Annotated in this window: 14 protein-coding genes; 7 read left to right on the top strand and 7 right to left on the bottom strand. The window is 57.0% G+C overall.

From position 1 onward, the window contains the following. The 3 genes from PMI29_RS20575 to PMI29_RS20565 all read left to right on the top strand — a co-directional run. Positions 1–808 (top strand): alpha/beta fold hydrolase (locus PMI29_RS20575; protein WP_007996096.1); only part of this gene is annotated, 808 nt, incomplete at its 5' end. Positions 809–889: 81 nt separating this feature from the next. Further along, the gene (locus PMI29_RS20570; protein ID WP_007996098.1) at positions 890–1,624 is read left to right on the top strand and encodes a pirin family protein; all 735 of its coding nucleotides are present in this window, start codon (positions 890–892) and stop codon (positions 1,622–1,624) included. A gap of 25 nt (positions 1,625–1,649) precedes the next feature. After that, on the top strand, positions 1,650–2,255 hold the full coding sequence (locus PMI29_RS20565) for an isochorismatase family protein (RefSeq protein ID WP_007996100.1): 606 nt from the start codon (positions 1,650–1,652) through the stop codon (positions 2,253–2,255). A gap of 63 nt (positions 2,256–2,318) precedes the next feature. Here PMI29_RS20565 and PMI29_RS20560 read toward each other — a convergent pair whose 3' ends face one another. The 7 genes from PMI29_RS20560 to PMI29_RS20530 form a co-directional block, all read right to left on the bottom strand. Continuing rightward, positions 2,319–3,437 carry an FAD-dependent monooxygenase gene (locus PMI29_RS20560; protein ID WP_007996102.1) on the bottom strand — a complete coding sequence of 373 codons (1,119 nt, stop codon included), beginning with the start codon at positions 3,435–3,437 and terminating at the stop codon, positions 2,319–2,321. 46 nt (positions 3,438–3,483) lie between these two features. Beyond that, entirely contained in the window at positions 3,484–5,004 is a 1,521-nt protein-coding gene (locus PMI29_RS20555; RefSeq protein WP_007996103.1) for an MFS transporter, read from the bottom strand. 10 nt (positions 5,005–5,014) lie between these two features. Then, positions 5,015–6,205: an HlyD family secretion protein gene (locus PMI29_RS20550; RefSeq protein ID WP_007996105.1), complete on the bottom strand. Its 1,191-nt coding sequence runs from the start codon at positions 6,203–6,205 to the stop codon at positions 5,015–5,017. Between the two features lie 4 nt (positions 6,206–6,209). After that, positions 6,210–7,715: an efflux transporter outer membrane subunit gene (locus PMI29_RS20545; protein ID WP_007996106.1), complete on the bottom strand. Its 1,506-nt coding sequence runs from the start codon at positions 7,713–7,715 to the stop codon at positions 6,210–6,212. A 168-nt stretch (positions 7,716–7,883) separates the two neighbouring features. Then, a complete protein-coding gene (locus PMI29_RS20540) occupies positions 7,884–8,468 on the bottom strand; it encodes an isochorismatase family protein (RefSeq protein ID WP_007996109.1) in 585 nt (194 codons plus the stop codon). 64 nt (positions 8,469–8,532) lie between these two features. Then, entirely contained in the window at positions 8,533–9,369 is an 837-nt protein-coding gene (locus PMI29_RS20535) for a pirin family protein (RefSeq protein ID WP_007996111.1), read from the bottom strand. A gap of 11 nt (positions 9,370–9,380) precedes the next feature. Then, the gene (locus PMI29_RS20530) at positions 9,381–10,451 is read right to left on the bottom strand and encodes an alkene reductase (RefSeq protein ID WP_007996112.1); all 1,071 of its coding nucleotides are present in this window, start codon (positions 10,449–10,451) and stop codon (positions 9,381–9,383) included. Between the two features lie 484 nt (positions 10,452–10,935). Here PMI29_RS20530 and PMI29_RS20525 point away from each other — a divergent pair, with 484 nt between their 5' ends. Genes PMI29_RS20525 through PMI29_RS20520 form a run of 4 tightly spaced genes read left to right on the top strand, consistent with a single transcriptional unit; the run spans position 10,936 to position 15,320 of the window. Then, positions 10,936–11,949, top strand: a complete 1,014-nt coding sequence (locus tag PMI29_RS20525; RefSeq protein WP_007996113.1) for a nucleotidyltransferase domain-containing protein — start codon at positions 10,936–10,938, stop codon at positions 11,947–11,949. After that, complete coding sequence (locus PMI29_RS30585) at positions 11,949–13,667, top strand: ThiF family adenylyltransferase (RefSeq protein WP_007996115.1); 1,719 nt, start codon at positions 11,949–11,951, stop codon at positions 13,665–13,667. Before PMI29_RS20525 ends, PMI29_RS30585 begins: the two co-directional genes overlap by 1 nt. Next, positions 13,664–14,170, top strand: coding sequence for a Mov34/MPN/PAD-1 family protein (locus PMI29_RS0129970; protein WP_007996117.1), 507 nt, complete (start codon positions 13,664–13,666; stop codon positions 14,168–14,170). Before PMI29_RS30585 ends, PMI29_RS0129970 begins: the two co-directional genes overlap by 4 nt. Then, a complete protein-coding gene (locus PMI29_RS20520) occupies positions 14,139–15,320 on the top strand; it encodes an SAVED domain-containing protein (RefSeq protein WP_157221356.1) in 1,182 nt (393 codons plus the stop codon). Before PMI29_RS0129970 ends, PMI29_RS20520 begins: the two co-directional genes overlap by 32 nt. Positions 15,321–15,830: the final 510 nt, after the last annotated feature.

Here is a 15,830-nt window from a genome sequence, read left to right on the forward strand (position 1 = left end):
TGGCGGGCAGGGCAAGCCATTGTTACTGCTTGGGGGGTGGCCACAAAGCTGGTTTGCGTGGCGTTACCTGATGCTGCCGCTCGCTCGCACGTTCACCGTTATCGCCGTCGATCCGAGGGGCGTGGGGCTCTCGGAAAAAGCCCAGCAGGGTTATGACTCAAGAACCTTGGCCCAGGACATGTTTGCGCTGATGGAGGCCTTGGGACATGAGTCTTTCGCCATGGCCGGCCATGACATCGGCATGTGGACCGGTTACGCCATGGCACACGATCAACCCGCCCGAATCGAGCGCATTGCGCTGGGCGAAGCGCTTATTCCTGGTGTGTCGGACTCGCCGCCATTGCTGCCTGAGCACCGCTGGCTCAGTGATTTTCTCTGGCATTTCAATTTCAATCGGGCGCTGGGCATCAACGAACAACTGGTCAGTGGCCGGGAAGAACTTTACTTCGGTCACCAGTTCGCGACCAAAGCAGGTTCGCCAGAGGCGGTGCCTCGTTACGCGGTTGATTTCTACATCGAACAACTCAAGCGCGATCCACAAGCGCTGCGGGCCAGCTTCGATTACTACCGTGCAATAGATCAGTCGATTCCACAGAACCAACAGCGTAAAGCCACGCGCTTGACGTTACCGGTTTTGGCGTTTTCGGGGGCGCTTGCTTGTGGTGACAGCGTCGAAGCCGAATTGCGCACAGTCGCTTCAAATGTCGAATCCGTGGTCATTGCAAATTGCGGTCACTATCCGGCGGAAGAGCGCCCGGAGGCATTGCTGGCCGCGTTTGAGGCGTTTTTTGCGCCCTATGCTCAATGATCCACTGTCGTTTGGTGAGAAATGGTGAGCCCATACTCATTAGCTCGCAGAACGATACCATTCGTACCAGAGACTGCCGTCATGTCTGTCGTTATCGCCCAGCTTAATCGCGCCAATCTAGGCAGCCATTTCCACGGTTACAGTTTGCGTACCGAACCAGAGTTGATCTCCCCCTTCATCGGGGTGGACCACTACTGGATGAATGCACCGACCTTTGCGCCCCACCGGCACGCCGGAATTTCGGCGCTGTCCTATCTGCTTCTCGATTCTGAAACAGGGATGGCCAATCGTGACTCGATTGGAACCCAGAATGTGATTCAGCCAGGCGGTTTGCACTGGACGACCGCCGGTCGTGGCGTGGCGCATGAGGAGGTGCCGGCTGAAACTGGAAAAACGGTGCACGGACTGCAGATCTTCGTCGCTCTTGCCCCCTCACGCAGGGACATCGCGCCGTTCCCTTTGATACTCGAAGCGCAGGATGTGCCGGTCATGCATGTACCAGGTGCCAAGGTGCGGGTACCGTTGGGGAGCTATCGTGAAATGAGCTCCCCGCTGAGTCCACCGACCGAAGTTACGATGCTCGACATCTCGATGGAGGCGGGGGCTGAACTGAGTGTGCCGATTGCCGCAGGCCACTGCATGTTCATCATGCCAATTGAGGGCACGGTGGAGGTGGCGGCCCAGCGCTTCGATCGTGAGGATCTGAAGCTTCCGGTGTTCCCGGCGCAAGATGCTCCACGCGAGGTCAAGTTAAGAGCCCCGCAGGGCAGTGCCAACGTCGTGCTGTTCAGCGGACCTCCGCTACCCTTTGTTTGAACCCAACGAAACGAGGATTTGTACTATGGCTGACGTACGATTTACTGCAGAGAACGCCGCGTTGTTACTGATCGACCATCAGGTCGGCACGATGCAACTGATCAAAAACATAGACCGTGAGTTTGCCGCGAAACAGTCGATTGCGCTGGCCAAGATGGCGAAGATCCTCAACATGCCGGTCGTAATTACGTCCAGCCAAGAAGATCAGGCCCAGGGGCCGATTCTCCCGGAAATCGCCCAGGTGCTTCCAGAAGCGCACGCGGCACGGATCAAGCGTCCCGGTGTGGTTAATGCCTGGGAATACGCCGACTTTCGTGATGCGGTGCTTGCCACTGGGCGCAAGCATCTGATCATGGCCGGTGTGACCACAGACGTTTGTCTTATCTTTCCGGCAATCGATGCTGCGCTCGAAGGCTTTGCTGTGCAGGCCGTGCTGGATGCTTCGGGTTCGCCCAGCGATCTTTCCGAAGAGTTCGCCCGTCAACGAATGCACGATGCCGGCGTCGTGCTCACCGCCACCAATACGCTCATGGCAGAAATTGGGCAGGATTGGTCCACACCTAACGGACAGCAATTGATTGGCTTGTTGTTCACCGATGTATTCCCGGCCTTGGGTGCCGGCATCCAGTAAAACTGCGATCCTGTCGCGTTGCTCGAAGGGCATGGCTCGTCGGGCAACGCGACGTCCCCTAGGTCAGTTGGCTGCCGCATAGCGAAGATATTCGGCGCTGATCCGGTTTGAATGGGTAACCAGTCCGCGAACGAAGGGTAATCGTGCTGTTTCATAGCGGGCCAACACCGCAGCAATGGGGTCGTCTGCGCCTCGGTCTGCGAGTACTCGAGCCAGCACTGCTGCATCTTCCACCCCAGTCAAAAAGCCGCGCCCGGTCATCGGTGAAACGACGTGGGCAGCGTCCCCGATGATAGCCAATGCACCCAGTGCCAGCCGCTGCGGCTTGTACTCGGCAATCGGAGCGCCACTCAATACATTCGCTGAGCACACGCCGACAGTCACCGCCTCGGCCCATGTCGCAGGCCAGACCTGTGGGACCAGGGCGGCCAGCTCAGACCTCACATCTTCTCCGATCGTCCCGCGTCCAAGTGTGCCCACGATGTGACCATCGGCAGTGAGGCAGCCGGTGCGACGAAGCAATGCTTGCTGATGCACATCGAACCAAGCGAATGTGATTTGACGCTGACCGGGCTCCAGCGAGCCATCCCGACCAGGAAGTACTGCAGCAACCAGACGATATCCGCCGACGAACTCAATCCATAGGCCGCCGTTCGATGGCCATTGAACGGGATGCGCCAGCATTCGCTCCTCGACCAGCCCACGCCACACGAGATAGCCGGCGTAGCGGGCAAGTGGTGCATCTGGCGTGATCGTCTGGCGAACGATGCTGCGATATCCGTCCGCACCGATCACTGCGGCGGCAACCCTTTGGGTACCGTCGGCAAAGGAGACTTGCGCCCGATCGCCAAGGTCTACGACCGAGGTGACGGCTTTGCCTTCTTCGAGGACGATGCCTGGTGTTGCGAGAGCCCGGTCTCGTAACCAGTTGTAAAGCGCGGGCCAGGTCGTCAATTCGCGATAAGCGGGGACCACGGGCAAAATGGGCGCAGATCGTGGATCATGGCCAACCGTGGTCGCGACCAGTTCCAGATCGATACTCAGGCTGTCTCCACCATGCACGCGCCCGACAGAGCGCTCAATGACACGAACGGGTATGCCCTTGGCTGCGCTAGCAAGCGCCAGCGTGAGACCGGCAAGGGATCCGCCGACAATAATGATTTCCGGGTGTTTAGTGTTCATCGCGTGTATGCACCCATAGAGTCCGCCTTCGTGAAAATATTCCGGTTCATCTGAAGGTCTTCTGCGTGACTGAAATGATGAGCGCTATCATCGCTACGCCGATCACGACCCAAAAGTATTCCATGCTGGCGACCAGGGTCGATTGCTGCTGCAGCATCTGTGCGTGCATCGCTACAGAGATTTGATTCGCTGTGGTGGCACCCACTTCGGATGACAGTGCTTGCGCCAGCTGTTGGGTCTGTTCCACATAGAGCGGGTCGCTGGCGCTGAAATGCACGTTGAGGTTGTTGTATTGCGTGGTGGTGCGCCACTGCAGGAACAACGTGGCGACCGTGGTGCCAATCGCCATGGCGATCTGCCCCATCATGTTTTTGATCTGGTAGGCATGCGCGAAGAGCTTCTCCTCTTGCATCACGTCCCGAAAGGTCTGCATCGCGGCCGTCGACATGACCAGCATCACAAAGCATCCATTGAGAATCAACGCCGGCAGAATGTTCGACCACATGTTGGCACTGGGCGTCAGCGAGGACAGTAACCAGCCAAAGCCACCCAGCGCGATGAAGCCCAGAATGAAAAATTTCTTTGGGGCAGGGTACTTTGGAATAAGGCTGGCCATGATTACCCAGGTGGCCAGGGTGCCGGTCAGCCCGATGGCCTGGAATGTACCGATGGTGTCCCAGGAGTAGCCCAGTCCTGTTTGCAGGAAGTACGGCAAGATGTAGTTATTGGCGCCCAGTACAACGTAGGCGTAGCAAAACAGCGCCACGCCCTGTAGGTAACGAGGCTGCATCAAGTCTCTGACCTTCAGGAAGGGCTTTGCCTTGTTGTGTTCGGCGTGGAAAAAGGTGTACACGCCCAGTGTTGCCAATAGTGCGCAACCGACGAGGATGAAGGTGTCGTTATAAAAGTCGTAGTAGGACCGCTGTAAAATGTAGAGCAGAAAGAAACTGCTGACCGACAACAAGAGAATGCTTGCCAGGCTTGAGGGGGTTCGGTCTTCCTCAGGGATAGGGCTGGTAGGCAGAAACCGCACGCAAAGTGCTGCTGCTACCAAGGCGCCGCCGATCAGTATCCAGAAGATAGCGTGCCAGGTATTTTCGGCCACCACCATCGACGAGACAAAAGGCGCCGCAGCCGTCCCACCGGCGAGCCCGGTGGCAAATACCTTGATGCCCGTGAACCGGCTCGGGCCAGGGGGAAGCAGGTTGATCATGAGGCGTGCCGACGTCATGAACGAGGCCCCACCCAGGGCCATGATGACTCGACCTACGGTGAAACTGGTCAAATCAACACTCACACCACACACAAAAGCGCCCAGCACGAAAATGCTGATTGAGCCGAGCATGAAATTGCGCCAGCCCAGGCGCTCCGTCAACCAATGCTGTTTCGAAATCACCACCACAGCGATACAGGCATACAGGGCGGCAACCAGGCTGAATTCTTCAGGGCTGGCCTCGATTTCGCCGCGAATCGGTGCATTGGCAAAAGCGATCATGCCCGCCTGCAAATATTCCAGCGCACAGAGCAGACCCACAGTGAACAACAAGGCAGCGTGCTTTCTGTACATGATCCCCTCGTTAAAATTTCAGATTTTTGGGGTCATGGTCACTGCCCTCATTGGCACTGATCACGCGTTCCACAACTTCATTGGCGTCCTGAAGTTCGTTCTTGAAAATCTCGGTGCTGTAAATCGGTTGCTGTGTAGCTGTCTTGTTCAGGACGGGGCCATTGCGATCGGTGGTGTCGACCGTGATGCGCATGGACAAACCCAGGCGCAAGGGGTTCTGTGTGATTTCCTGTGGCCGTAAAGCGATCCTTACCGGCACCCGTTGGGTCACCTTGATCCAGTTGCCGGTAGCGTTCTGGGCCGGCAACAAGGAGAAAGCACTGCCGGTACCGGCATCCAGGCCGACAATGGTCCCGTGGAATATGACGCTGCGGCTGTAGGCATCCGCGCGCAGTTCAACGGGTTGGCCAATACGCAAGTCTTCAATCTGCGACTCCTTGAAGTTGGCATTGACCCAGACTTGGTCAACAGGCACCACCGACATCAGCGTGACGCCCGGATTGATTTTTTGTCCGACCTGCACAGTGCGTTTGGTGATTACACCTGCAACCGGTGAATAGATTTGGGTGCGATGCAAGGCGATGTAGGCATCACGCAGGTTGCTTGCCGCCACTAGCACATCCGGGTGAGTACGAAGTGTGGTGCCATCGACCATCGCGAGCCGAACGGCGAGGGCGTGTTTGGTGCCCTCAAGCCCTGCGACTGCGTTTTTGAGTACGTCTGCGGTGTGACTGATCTCTTCACGAGAGACGGCACCACTAGCGGCGAGTTGGCTGCGTCGACGTACATCATCCTGGGCCTTGCGTACGTCGTTTTGACGCTGGTCGACTTCAGCCTGGAGTTGCTGGACCTGATAGTACTGGGTGCGGGCCTGACGAACCGCGCGGGCCAGATTCGAATTGGCGCGCTCGTACTGGATTTCGGCATCCACGGCGTTCAATGTCACCAGTGGCGAGTTGGCATCGACATGATCGGTGTTGTCGCCGCTGATTGCCGTCACAGTACCGCTGACTTGTGAAGTCACCTGAACAACATTTCCGTCGACATAGGCATCGTCGGTGGATTCGGAGTCCAGTCTCAGCAGGTAGGCAACGCACAAGGAGGCGACCAGAAAGACTATGGCCACGATCAGCAGCCATGTGGGCCGGTACGATGTTCGCTGTTGAGTGGTGACGGCTGGGGAGGGCGATTCTGTAGTCATAACATCATTTACCTGCCAAGGAGGGAGAGGCGTTTTCGGGGGTAAGGATTTTGGGCATGTAGCCGCCCCCCAACGCCCGGCTCAGATTGGCCTGAAGGGAAAGTGCTCTGGATTTCAGATCAACCAGTTGACGTGTTTCGGTCAACGTTGAGTTCTCAGTTGCCAGCACCTGCAGATAGGTTGCCAGTCCCGCTGCGTACCGTTTGTTCACCAGGTCGGCGGCGGCCTGTGCAGTGGCTACGGCTTCATTCTGCTGAGCCAGGCGTTCTTTTAACCAACGCAGTGAAGACAACTGGTCGGCGATATCGCGCAGGGCATCGATGACCGTCTGGTTGTAGTTCTCGACCGCCAGATCGTATGCAGCGTCCTGGGCGTCCAGGTTCCCGCGCAATCGACCGCCTTCGAAGATCGGGAGGCTGATCGCAGGGGCGAATCCGACTATACGGCTGCTGCGCTCGCTGAAAGTATCAAAACCAAGACTTTGCAGACCGATGAATGACGTCAGGTTAACGTCGGGATAGAAACGAGCTTTTGCCACCTCGATTTCATGGCCCGAGGCTTCGACGCGCCAACGTTGCGCAACAACGTCAGGACGATGACCGATCAACTCAGCGGGGAGATTGGTGGGCAGCACCACGGTATTGCTGGACTGAAGATGGGGTCTTGTGATTGTCCGTCCCCGGTCAGGCCCCTTGCCCAGTAAGGAAGCGAGTTTGTTCTGGTTTAGTTCGATCAATTCTTTCAGTGCGGCAATATTGGCTTTACTGGCGGGTAGGGAAGCCTGGGACTGCTTGATGTCGATCTGAGTATCCAGTTCAGCTGCGAATCGCTGCCGAGTCAGTTTCTCGATTTGCTCCTGCTGCGCCAACAGTGTTTGAGCCACATCCATTTGTTCATAGCTGTTCTGCAATGCAATGTAGGTTTGCACGATCGATGCAGATAGCAACAGCACCGCCGCATGCTCATCGACTTCAAGTGCATGTCGACGACCTACGGCGGCTTCAACAGCCGCACGATTTTTGCCCCAAAAGTCCACCTCATAACCCACATTCAGGGTGGCCTGATTGACATTCTGCCAAGTGCCCCTTACCGGCACAGGTGTGGTGCCGTTGGAGCTGAAGCGCTCGCGGGTCGAGCTCATCGCAGCATCGACATGAGGCAGTAACCCGGCGCCTTCGATAGCTTCCAGAGCGTTGGCCTGACGCACTTTCGCCGCCGCTGATCGCAGGGAAGGGCTGTTCACCAAAGCCTCCTTGATCAAAGCATCGAGTTGCGGATCCTTGAAACTGATCCACCAGTTTTCAGTGGGCCAGGCCGCCGGGGACAGCGAGACTGCACTGTCGGCGAGTGTCTGGCTAACATCAGTTGGCTTGAGCAGATGTGACTGCGGCTTCAGGTCACTGAAGGAGCATCCGGCGAGCAGGACCAACATCATCGCCAACGACGCTCGTGGGGCGAGCCGATTAGTAGATAGAACATCCGTTGGACCCTGTGCATTGGGGCTGTTCATGAGCGATATTCTCCGACTCAGCAAGGCGGGGCGTTGCGATGTGTGCCATGACACGGAACGCAGTGGCCCATCTCCGGGATGTGTGGTGGGGGCCGCTTTGATCAAAGGTTGTGCGGCGTTGCAGGGTGGCAGAACCGGAATTGGAGGTGCTGCCAGCCAGAAACGTCGTTAACCTTGCAGCGCTTCCATGAGTACCTGCACCAATTGCCCGCCTTCTGGAGTCGCCCAGCTTCCGGCGAGTTCCGCGATCAGTTGGTTGGTGGTGGTGAGTGTCACGCCGCCCTTGTCCATCCGCCGCAGGGCGATGTCATCGGCCATCACACTTGGTGAACCGCCACCGTCGGCCACCACCTGAACCTCGTACCCTTCACGCACCAGACTCAGCGCCGGATAGACCGTGCACACGTCATTGGTGACACCGGCAATGATGAGTTTTTTACGGCCAGTCGCTTTGACGGCGGCGGCGAAGTGTTCGTCGTCCATGGCGTTGACGATGCCCTGGCGTTGGATGCGGGAAGCAAACTGGGCCGGGAGGATCTGCTCCAGTTCACTCAGCAGCGGACCCTGAGCGTACTCTTCCATGCTGGAGGTCAGGACCACAGGAAGCTTCAGAATGGCGGCCGCTTTGGCGAGCATCAGCGCGTTGCGTTTGAGTTCTTCGAAGGGAATGGATTTTACCCAGCCCATGGTCCCCACCTGATGGTCGATCAACAGCAAGGCGGCATTGTCAGCACTGAATTTTTCGTACGTCATGATGATTCTCTTGGCTGTAAAGTTAGGGCACCTAGCGCCCCGGATTTGGGACTGTTTCGATTTATCAACGAGGTTGCAGCTTTCCGAATGCACCACGCTGATAGCTGTCAATAGCCTCAGCCAGCGCGTGCTGAGAGGCGAGCGCCAGTGGTCCTTGCCAATACACGGGTTGATTCAACGGGATACCAGAAAACAACACGGCCTTGGCGTTGCCCCTAGGAGCGCTCAACCCAACCACGCGATCGTCACGCAGCGGTAGACTCACCGGCAGCGTGAGTTCGCTGAGATTGAAGGGAAGCCCGTCGACCAGCACTTCGCCGTCAATCGGCATCACGAACGCCACGTGACCTTCCGGGATCGGGACGCTGACTTCAGCGCCGCCTTCAAGAGAGATGTCCAGCACGCTGACTTCGGTGGGTACCGACAAGGGCGACGACACCTGAGCGAAACTGCCCAGTGGCACGCGCACCTTGACCCCAGGCAATCGCACCACGGGCACTTCCTGCGCTTCGAGAGTGAGCGCAAACGGCGCGTCTGCTTGGCGCTCCTGCGGCAAGTTGATAAAAATTTGCAGCATGTGCACCGTCTTACCCGGTTCGGCCGGTACCTCCTCATGCACCACACCTTTACCCGCCGCCGTCCAATGCAGCCCACCGGGTTTAATCAGGTTGCGATTACCCAGCGCGTCCCGGTTTTCAATTCCGGTCTCGGAATCTAGAAACAGATAGGACACAGCTGAGAAACCGGCATGCGGGTGTGGTGGAAAAGTTGGCCCGCTGATCCAGGCATGATCGACAGCAAGGAAGGGGTCGATAGGCTTGGCGAACTGATTTCCACGCAGACTGAAAGCCCGGAACTGACTGCCGTGATTCATGCGTTGCAGACGTGCAATGGGTGACATGACTGTGCTCCTCAGACGCCTTGCGCTGCGGGCAAAGTCGGGTAGTCGATGTACCCTTGCGCACCCGGTGCGTAGAACGAATTTTTATCCGGAACATTGAGCTCAGCGCCTGTGCGAAAACGCTCAGGCAGATCCGGGTTGGCGAGGAATGCGCTGCCAAATACGGCAGCATCGGCGCGGCCGTCAGCGATCAGGGATTCGGCGGAGTGATGATCGAGTCCGCCACCGATCAAGTAGCTGCCGTCAAACAGTGGACGTAACAAGGCGTGGTAGTCGACATTGGCGCCGAACAGGGCGACATGTAGATAGGCGAGATTCAGCCCATGCAGGTGCTCGACCAGATAGGTGTAGGTTTCTTGCGGGTTGGCATCGACGATGTCGTTGAAATTCATTTCAGGCGAGATCTTGAGACCCACCCGGTCACCACCGATTTCCGTCGCGATAGCGGACAGCACGTCCAATACAAAACGCACACGGTTTTCAACCGATCCACCGTACTCATCCGTGCGCTGATTGCTGCCAGTTGAGAGAAACTGTTCTGGCAGGTAGCCCGACGCGGCATGCAACTCGACACCGTCGAAGCCTGCTTCCATGGCCAGGCGCGCCGCTTGGCGATAGCCTTCAATGACCGCGGCAATCTCAACCACGCTCAGTGCATGGGGGGTAACAAAATCCTGAAGGCCCGTCGCGGTCCAGGTCTGGCCAGCGGGGTTGATCGCGGAAGGTGCCTGTGGCAGGGCGCCATTCGGCAGCAACGAAGGGTGCGAAATGCGCCCGCTGTGCATCAACTGCATGAAAATCCGTCCGCCACGAGCATGTACGGCCTCAGTGACGTGCTTCCATGCAGCGACCTGCTCGGCGGTTTCGATACCAGGGGTACGGACATAACCCTTGCCCATTGCAGTGGGGAACACGCCTTCACTGATGATCAGGCCGGCACTGGCACGCTGTGCATAGTAAGTCGCAACCAGTTCGCTCGGCACACCGGCATCGTCGGCACGCGAACGCGTCATAGGGGCCATGACCATACGATTGGAGAGGGTGTAGCGACTGACCTGGACTTGAGAAAAGAGAGAATTCATTGTGGGGCTCCTCAGTAGTGATGGAGCCATCATTGATCAATCCTGACCCGGGATAAACTGGGCAAATTTGAAATGACTGATCCACTGATGGAGCAATATCTTTAGAGGACTCCGCGATTACGTTCAGACAAAATGAATTTGAGCATTCTGGCAAACTCGTCAGGTATCGACCGATTGGCGCTGGTCTCCGATGTCTCGAAAAGGAATTTGAGAAGGGGGGAGGGAGGACCATGTTCACAGATCCATTTATGACCCAGACATTCATTGGCCGAAATTAACCGGTTCCGAACGTATGTCTTTGCCGATTGAGGTCTGCCACAAAGGGCTGAAAACCCTAAGCGGACATAGCCATTGACGCACTCGGAACCTGTAAGCAGACGCTCAAGCAGTAGCCCTTGAAATACTTGAACTAGCCTTCACATACAGGTAAACCACAGAAGCCATTGTCCAATGGCTGCCACAAACCGTCGATCAAGGAGGACGCATGCCATCAGTGCAAAAACAGTTCGAAGATTTTCACAGCGCCATCTGTTTCGACGAGGATGATGAGAAGGCGACCCTCCGCGAGAAGCGCGATACTATCGTTACCACACTGAGGGAGAAGCTAGGCGACGACGTGCCATCGTTCGTAAACTTCAATCAGGGCAGTTACTCCATGCACACCGGTGTAGTGCCGCTGGATGGCAACTTCGACATTGACGTTGGCCTCATCTTCGACTGCACAAAGGATGAATACCCCGACCCGGTGGTACTTAAGAAGTTGGTGCGCGATGCGGTGAACTCAAACTTTCGCACAGTGGTCATCCGTCGGCCGTGCGTGACCGTCAACTACATGAGCGGTGGTGATATTGCATACCACGTCGACTTGGCCATCTACACCAAGGGCGTTGACGGCAAGCTCTACTTGGCCAAGGGCAAGGAGAATTCGGCCGAGGAGCACTCCATTTGGGAGATCTCCGACCCGAAGGAACTGACCAAACGAGTCTGCGGTGCGTTTGAGGACTCCGACAAGTTGGCCCAGTACCGCCGCTGCATCCGCTACCTTAAACGCTGGCGGCAGGTTCAGTTCCAGGGCACCGGCGCACCGCTGAGCATTGCCCTCACTGTGGCTGCACTTCACTGGTTCAAACCAAACTTCGGGACGTCCGGCAAGCCGGTAGACCTGCTGGCAATGCTCGACTGGGTTAATACGATGCTGGACCAATTCACCTACGAACTCAGTCAGGACGATGGCCTGCACCTGCGTTTGAAGGTCACCATGCCGGTGGAGCCGTATTACGATCTTATGGCCACTCGAACCGCCGCGCAGATGAAAAAACTCAAAGAGAAACTCGAGTCGCTTCGCGACGCCCTGCAGAAGGCGTATGACGAGGACCTGCCCGAGGACGCCTGTGGATACCTGAAGAAGCAGTTCGGCGACGACTTCAAGGTGCCCACGAAGTCTGAGACTGCCAAGGCGGTTTCGGCCGCCGTCATCAGCACCGGGAACTCCGCCTGATGTCGTCGGCCGCCCCCACAAAGGTCGATGCCGCATTTGAGGCTGTCAGGACTGCTTGTGGCTTGCATGGCATCGAGGTTGATCGCCTAGACAACCCAGCACAGAATTACCTGGGAGTTGAGCTCAAAGGCGCAATGCGCACTTGGCCTGTGTACGTCGATTGCGACGAGGCACAGTTGCGCTTGCCAAAGGTTTGGACTCTTCCCCCGGAGGAGCCGCTCGCACATGTTAGCTACACCGGCGTGGTGTGCATCGACGACGGACAGGGACTGTCGCTCGACCCTGGCCGTCACGCCGACATCGTGGCGTACACAGTCCTCAAAGCATATGAATTGCTCGAGAACTCAGCAGAGGATGCAACCACTGGCCACGCTGAGTTCTTCAACGAGCTTGAGGGGTACTGGCTGCACCTACCGGACTCACTGCGCTCTCGCGCCTACTTCGAGGTCGACGGCAACTCGCGTATGGTCAAGGGATTCGTGAATTCGAAACTTGGTAAGTCGAAGTGGTATTTCACGGAGCGAGACGCCGAGTTGCCTTGGGAGGTCCGTAGTAACAAGCTCGCGGGGCAACGGGTCTTGTACGTTCACTTAGACGCGCTGGCGTTGCCGCCCACACTGCCGGACATGCTGACAACAGCGTTCATCGAGGGTGTTCACCAGCGTCTGTCATTTGACCAGCTAAAGCTTTGGGGCGAATTGTTCGGCCCATCTAAGAACTCGCCCAAGCAGCTGGCCCTGCTGGTGTCGGTACCTCGACAAGCCGGCGGTCGGTCGCTGGTCGGTATTGCCTTTGGTGCGCACCGCGGGGTAGTTGACAAGAAGTCACCGGTCTCGCCGCTAACCATGCGCCGACATACTCCTAACTATATGCGGGAGCGTGGCGGCGCGTCTCTGGACTTACTCGGGAAGCATGTGGTCGTACTAGGGGCAGGTGCTATCGGCTGTGTTGTAGTCGATACTTTGGCGGCAGCGGGAGTGGGGAAAATCACGGTGGTAGACCACGATGAGTATTCGGAGGACAACGTCTTTCGGCACCTTCTGGAGCCCCTGTACATCGACATTGGCAAGCCAGCGGGCCTACAACTAGCGCTGGAGCGGCGTTACCCGGGATTAAAGATAACTCCAGTCTGCACTACAGCCCAAAACTGGCACAAAACTGCCAACATCAGCAAATATGACGGTATCGTTCTCGCGTTTGGCGCACCGTCAATCGAGCGATCATTCTCGCGGGTACTCAAAGACAAGCGGGTTGACTTGCCTATCGTCTTTACCTGGCTGGAGGCCCTGGACTTGGGTGGGCACTCGGTGCTGATGTGGACTAAAGGTGAGGGTTGCCTCGACTGCGCCTATCGCGACGATGAGGGCCAACCATCCTTGGCGTCGCGAACGTCCTTTCTGGAGCCAAACCAGCCTGTCACCCGCAATCTCACGGGTTGTGCTGGTGCATTTGTCCCGTTTGGCCCAATACAGGCCAGACGCACGGGTTTGCTGGCAGCTGAGCATATTCTTTCGGCGATGACGGCGGTAGCAGTTGGCAAGCAGGAGCGAGATCCCTCCTATCACTTCTGGGTAGGAGAAGGCCGGGCAGCTGCCCAGCATGGTCTACGCACAACGCCTTGGTTCCAGAGTGCAAGAACAACACTCCCCGAAGATGCGACGAGGAAGATTTTCGGTCGCGCGTGCCGCCACTGTCGTGCGCCTGAGGAGATGGCATGAGGCTGGTTTATCGTGTCACGCCGACCCAGCGGCTCATCATTGTCGAACACGCTTGGCAGCAGATGCAAGCGTTCGCGCAGCGACGCTGCTGGCACCGCGAGGCCGGAGGAGTACTACTAGGTCGCCACCTACTGGATTCACACGATGTGGTCGTCGACGAAGTGTCCACTCCCCAGAGCAGCGACCGCCGCAGCAGGTTCAGTTTCTTTCGATCGTCCTCACACGAGCACATCGCGCGCCAGCGCTGGCTAGAGCAGGGGCACACTTCGGCCTACCTCGGGCTGTGGCACACGCACCCTGAACTCGACCCGACACCCAGTAGTATTGATCGAAGAGACTGGGAGCAGGCTGTGTCCGGGGACACGTTTGAAGGCGATCACCTGTTTTTTCCCATCATCGGCACGCGAAGCATCCGCATTTGGACACTGAGCCGCCGGGGCACGTTTCGAGAGTTGAAAATGGAGAAGAAGATTGGCAACGAAGAAAACCATGCCACAGGATAAGGCGACGTTAAAAATACCTGCTCAGACGAAAGAAACTCGAAGCCAGGACCGAGCTCGCATCCCCGTCGATGTACGGCGTGACCTGTGGGTGGCGGCTGCGGGTCGCTGCGAATTCCGTGGCTGCTGCAAGCCCGTGGGGCGCGACTTTTTGACCAAAGAAAGAGCCTTCACAGGCGAGCATGCGCACATCATTGCAGATAGTCCTGGAGGCGCACGGGGCGAGAAGGGCGAGTCGGAGCGCTTAGCCAAAGACGTCAGCAACCTGATGCTGGCCTGCTTTGACTGCCACGGGCGTATCGACCGGCATGGCAGGAACAACAAGTTCACCACACCGCAGCTCCAAGCCATGAAACGTGAGCATGAGGCCCGTATCGAGCGCATTTACTCCGCCACGGGCGTGATGGAGAGTTTGCCGCTGCTGGTGACGTTCCCAATTGGGCAGCATGTGACCAACATCGACGTGGACCAGATTCACTTCGCGATGCTGGAGAACAGCAACTATAAGCTGTTCCCCCAGGGTAGCCACATCCACATCAACCGCAGCGACTTCGACTTCCAAGACAACGACCCGGACTTCTGGCCTCGTGCAGAGAAGGCGCTTACCACGCACTATGACCGACTCATCCAGCCCGCCCTCGTCGACCGTAACGGTAATGCGCACTTAACCATTGCCGGATTTGCGCCGATACCGATGCTGATGAAAATCGGCGCGCTGATTGGCGACAAGACCCGTGCTAACGTCATGGACCTGCCCAACGACGGTTGGCTATGGGACAAGCGCGACACGTGCCCTGAGCCCAGCTACATCTATGACGTGCCCAAAGTGCTACCGCGCGAGGTGTCGGTGGTTGTTAGCATTTCGGGTAAGGTCGCATTTCCTGTCGATCGTGAGGTTGTCGAGTTCCGTGCCGAACTGCCAAACCGTGGCATCATCCGCAAGGAAGAGCACCTACTGAGCTTCCGTCGAGAATTCGATGGCTTCCTTCAGCGACTAACAGGAGCGGGGGCTCGTATAGTGCACATCTACCCCGCGACACCTTTATCGGCGAGCATCGAGATTGGTCGTATGTTGCTACCTAAGACTTTCGAGGAGATTCATGTGTGGGAATGGCAGGCGCCTGAATGGAAGCGAGCATTGCAGTTAAAGTGATATGACTGCTATTCGGTGATTTCAGTGAGGTGGTGAGGGGAGGGAGAGAGCTCTAGGAAGTGGTGTTACGAGATAGGGCCCGAAGTACTCGACTTAACTCAACTAAATAGCCGTTTAGTTGAGTTGGCTACTGACTCCATGTAGAGGTCGTTACGCTACTAATCTAGCAGGCTGCCAAAAATTGGAAGTTATAGCTGACAGAGCGGTGCGAGTGATAGTAAGGGTAAATATTCCAATCGGCAAACCCCAGAGCTCGAACAGCATTACGAAGCTTTGAAGTCCCAGGCGTGCCAGGCGTGCCAGGCGTGCCAGGCAAATCAAGGCTAACACGCAGGTTCAGTATTACGCTGTAAACTGTTTTTTTGACTTGTTAACCACCGTGGTTAACAAGTCAAAATTGTGGTTAACAACAGTATCGGACGAGCATTTTACAGAGCTTTTCAGCTAACCAGATTTTGGCGGGTTTCCAAGGGTATTAGGTGGCTGTCGAGCTCAACAGCCTTCAAACGC

The organism is Pseudomonas sp. GM49, from assembly GCF_000282355.1.
Taxonomy (GTDB): domain Bacteria; phylum Pseudomonadota; class Gammaproteobacteria; order Pseudomonadales; family Pseudomonadaceae; genus Aquipseudomonas.

Excerpts from the sequence above, each read along its gene's own strand:
- PMI29_RS20530 (WP_007996112.1), bottom strand. The coding sequence starts at position 10,451 with ATGAATTCTCTCTTTTCTCAAGTCCAGGTCAGTCGCTACACCCTCTCC.
- PMI29_RS20535 (WP_007996111.1), bottom strand. The coding sequence starts at position 9,369 with ATGTCACCCATTGCACGTCTGCAACGCATGAATCACGGCAGTCAGTTC.
- PMI29_RS20555 (WP_007996103.1), bottom strand. The coding sequence starts at position 5,004 with ATGTACAGAAAGCACGCTGCCTTGTTGTTCACTGTGGGTCTGCTCTGT.
- PMI29_RS0129970 (WP_007996117.1), top strand. The coding sequence starts at position 13,664 with ATGAGGCTGGTTTATCGTGTCACGCCGACCCAGCGGCTCATCATTGTC.
- PMI29_RS20560 (WP_007996102.1), bottom strand. The coding sequence starts at position 3,437 with ATGAACACTAAACACCCGGAAATCATTATTGTCGGCGGATCCCTTGCC.
- PMI29_RS30585 (WP_007996115.1), top strand. The coding sequence starts at position 11,949 with ATGTCGTCGGCCGCCCCCACAAAGGTCGATGCCGCATTTGAGGCTGTC.
- PMI29_RS20570 (WP_007996098.1), top strand. The coding sequence starts at position 890 with ATGTCTGTCGTTATCGCCCAGCTTAATCGCGCCAATCTAGGCAGCCAT.
- PMI29_RS20540 (WP_007996109.1), bottom strand. The coding sequence starts at position 8,468 with ATGACGTACGAAAAATTCAGTGCTGACAATGCCGCCTTGCTGTTGATC.
- PMI29_RS20550 (WP_007996105.1), bottom strand. The coding sequence starts at position 6,205 with ATGACTACAGAATCGCCCTCCCCAGCCGTCACCACTCAACAGCGAACA.
- PMI29_RS20565 (WP_007996100.1), top strand. The coding sequence starts at position 1,650 with ATGGCTGACGTACGATTTACTGCAGAGAACGCCGCGTTGTTACTGATC.
- PMI29_RS20525 (WP_007996113.1), top strand. The coding sequence starts at position 10,936 with ATGCCATCAGTGCAAAAACAGTTCGAAGATTTTCACAGCGCCATCTGT.
- PMI29_RS20545 (WP_007996106.1), bottom strand. The coding sequence starts at position 7,715 with ATGAACAGCCCCAATGCACAGGGTCCAACGGATGTTCTATCTACTAAT.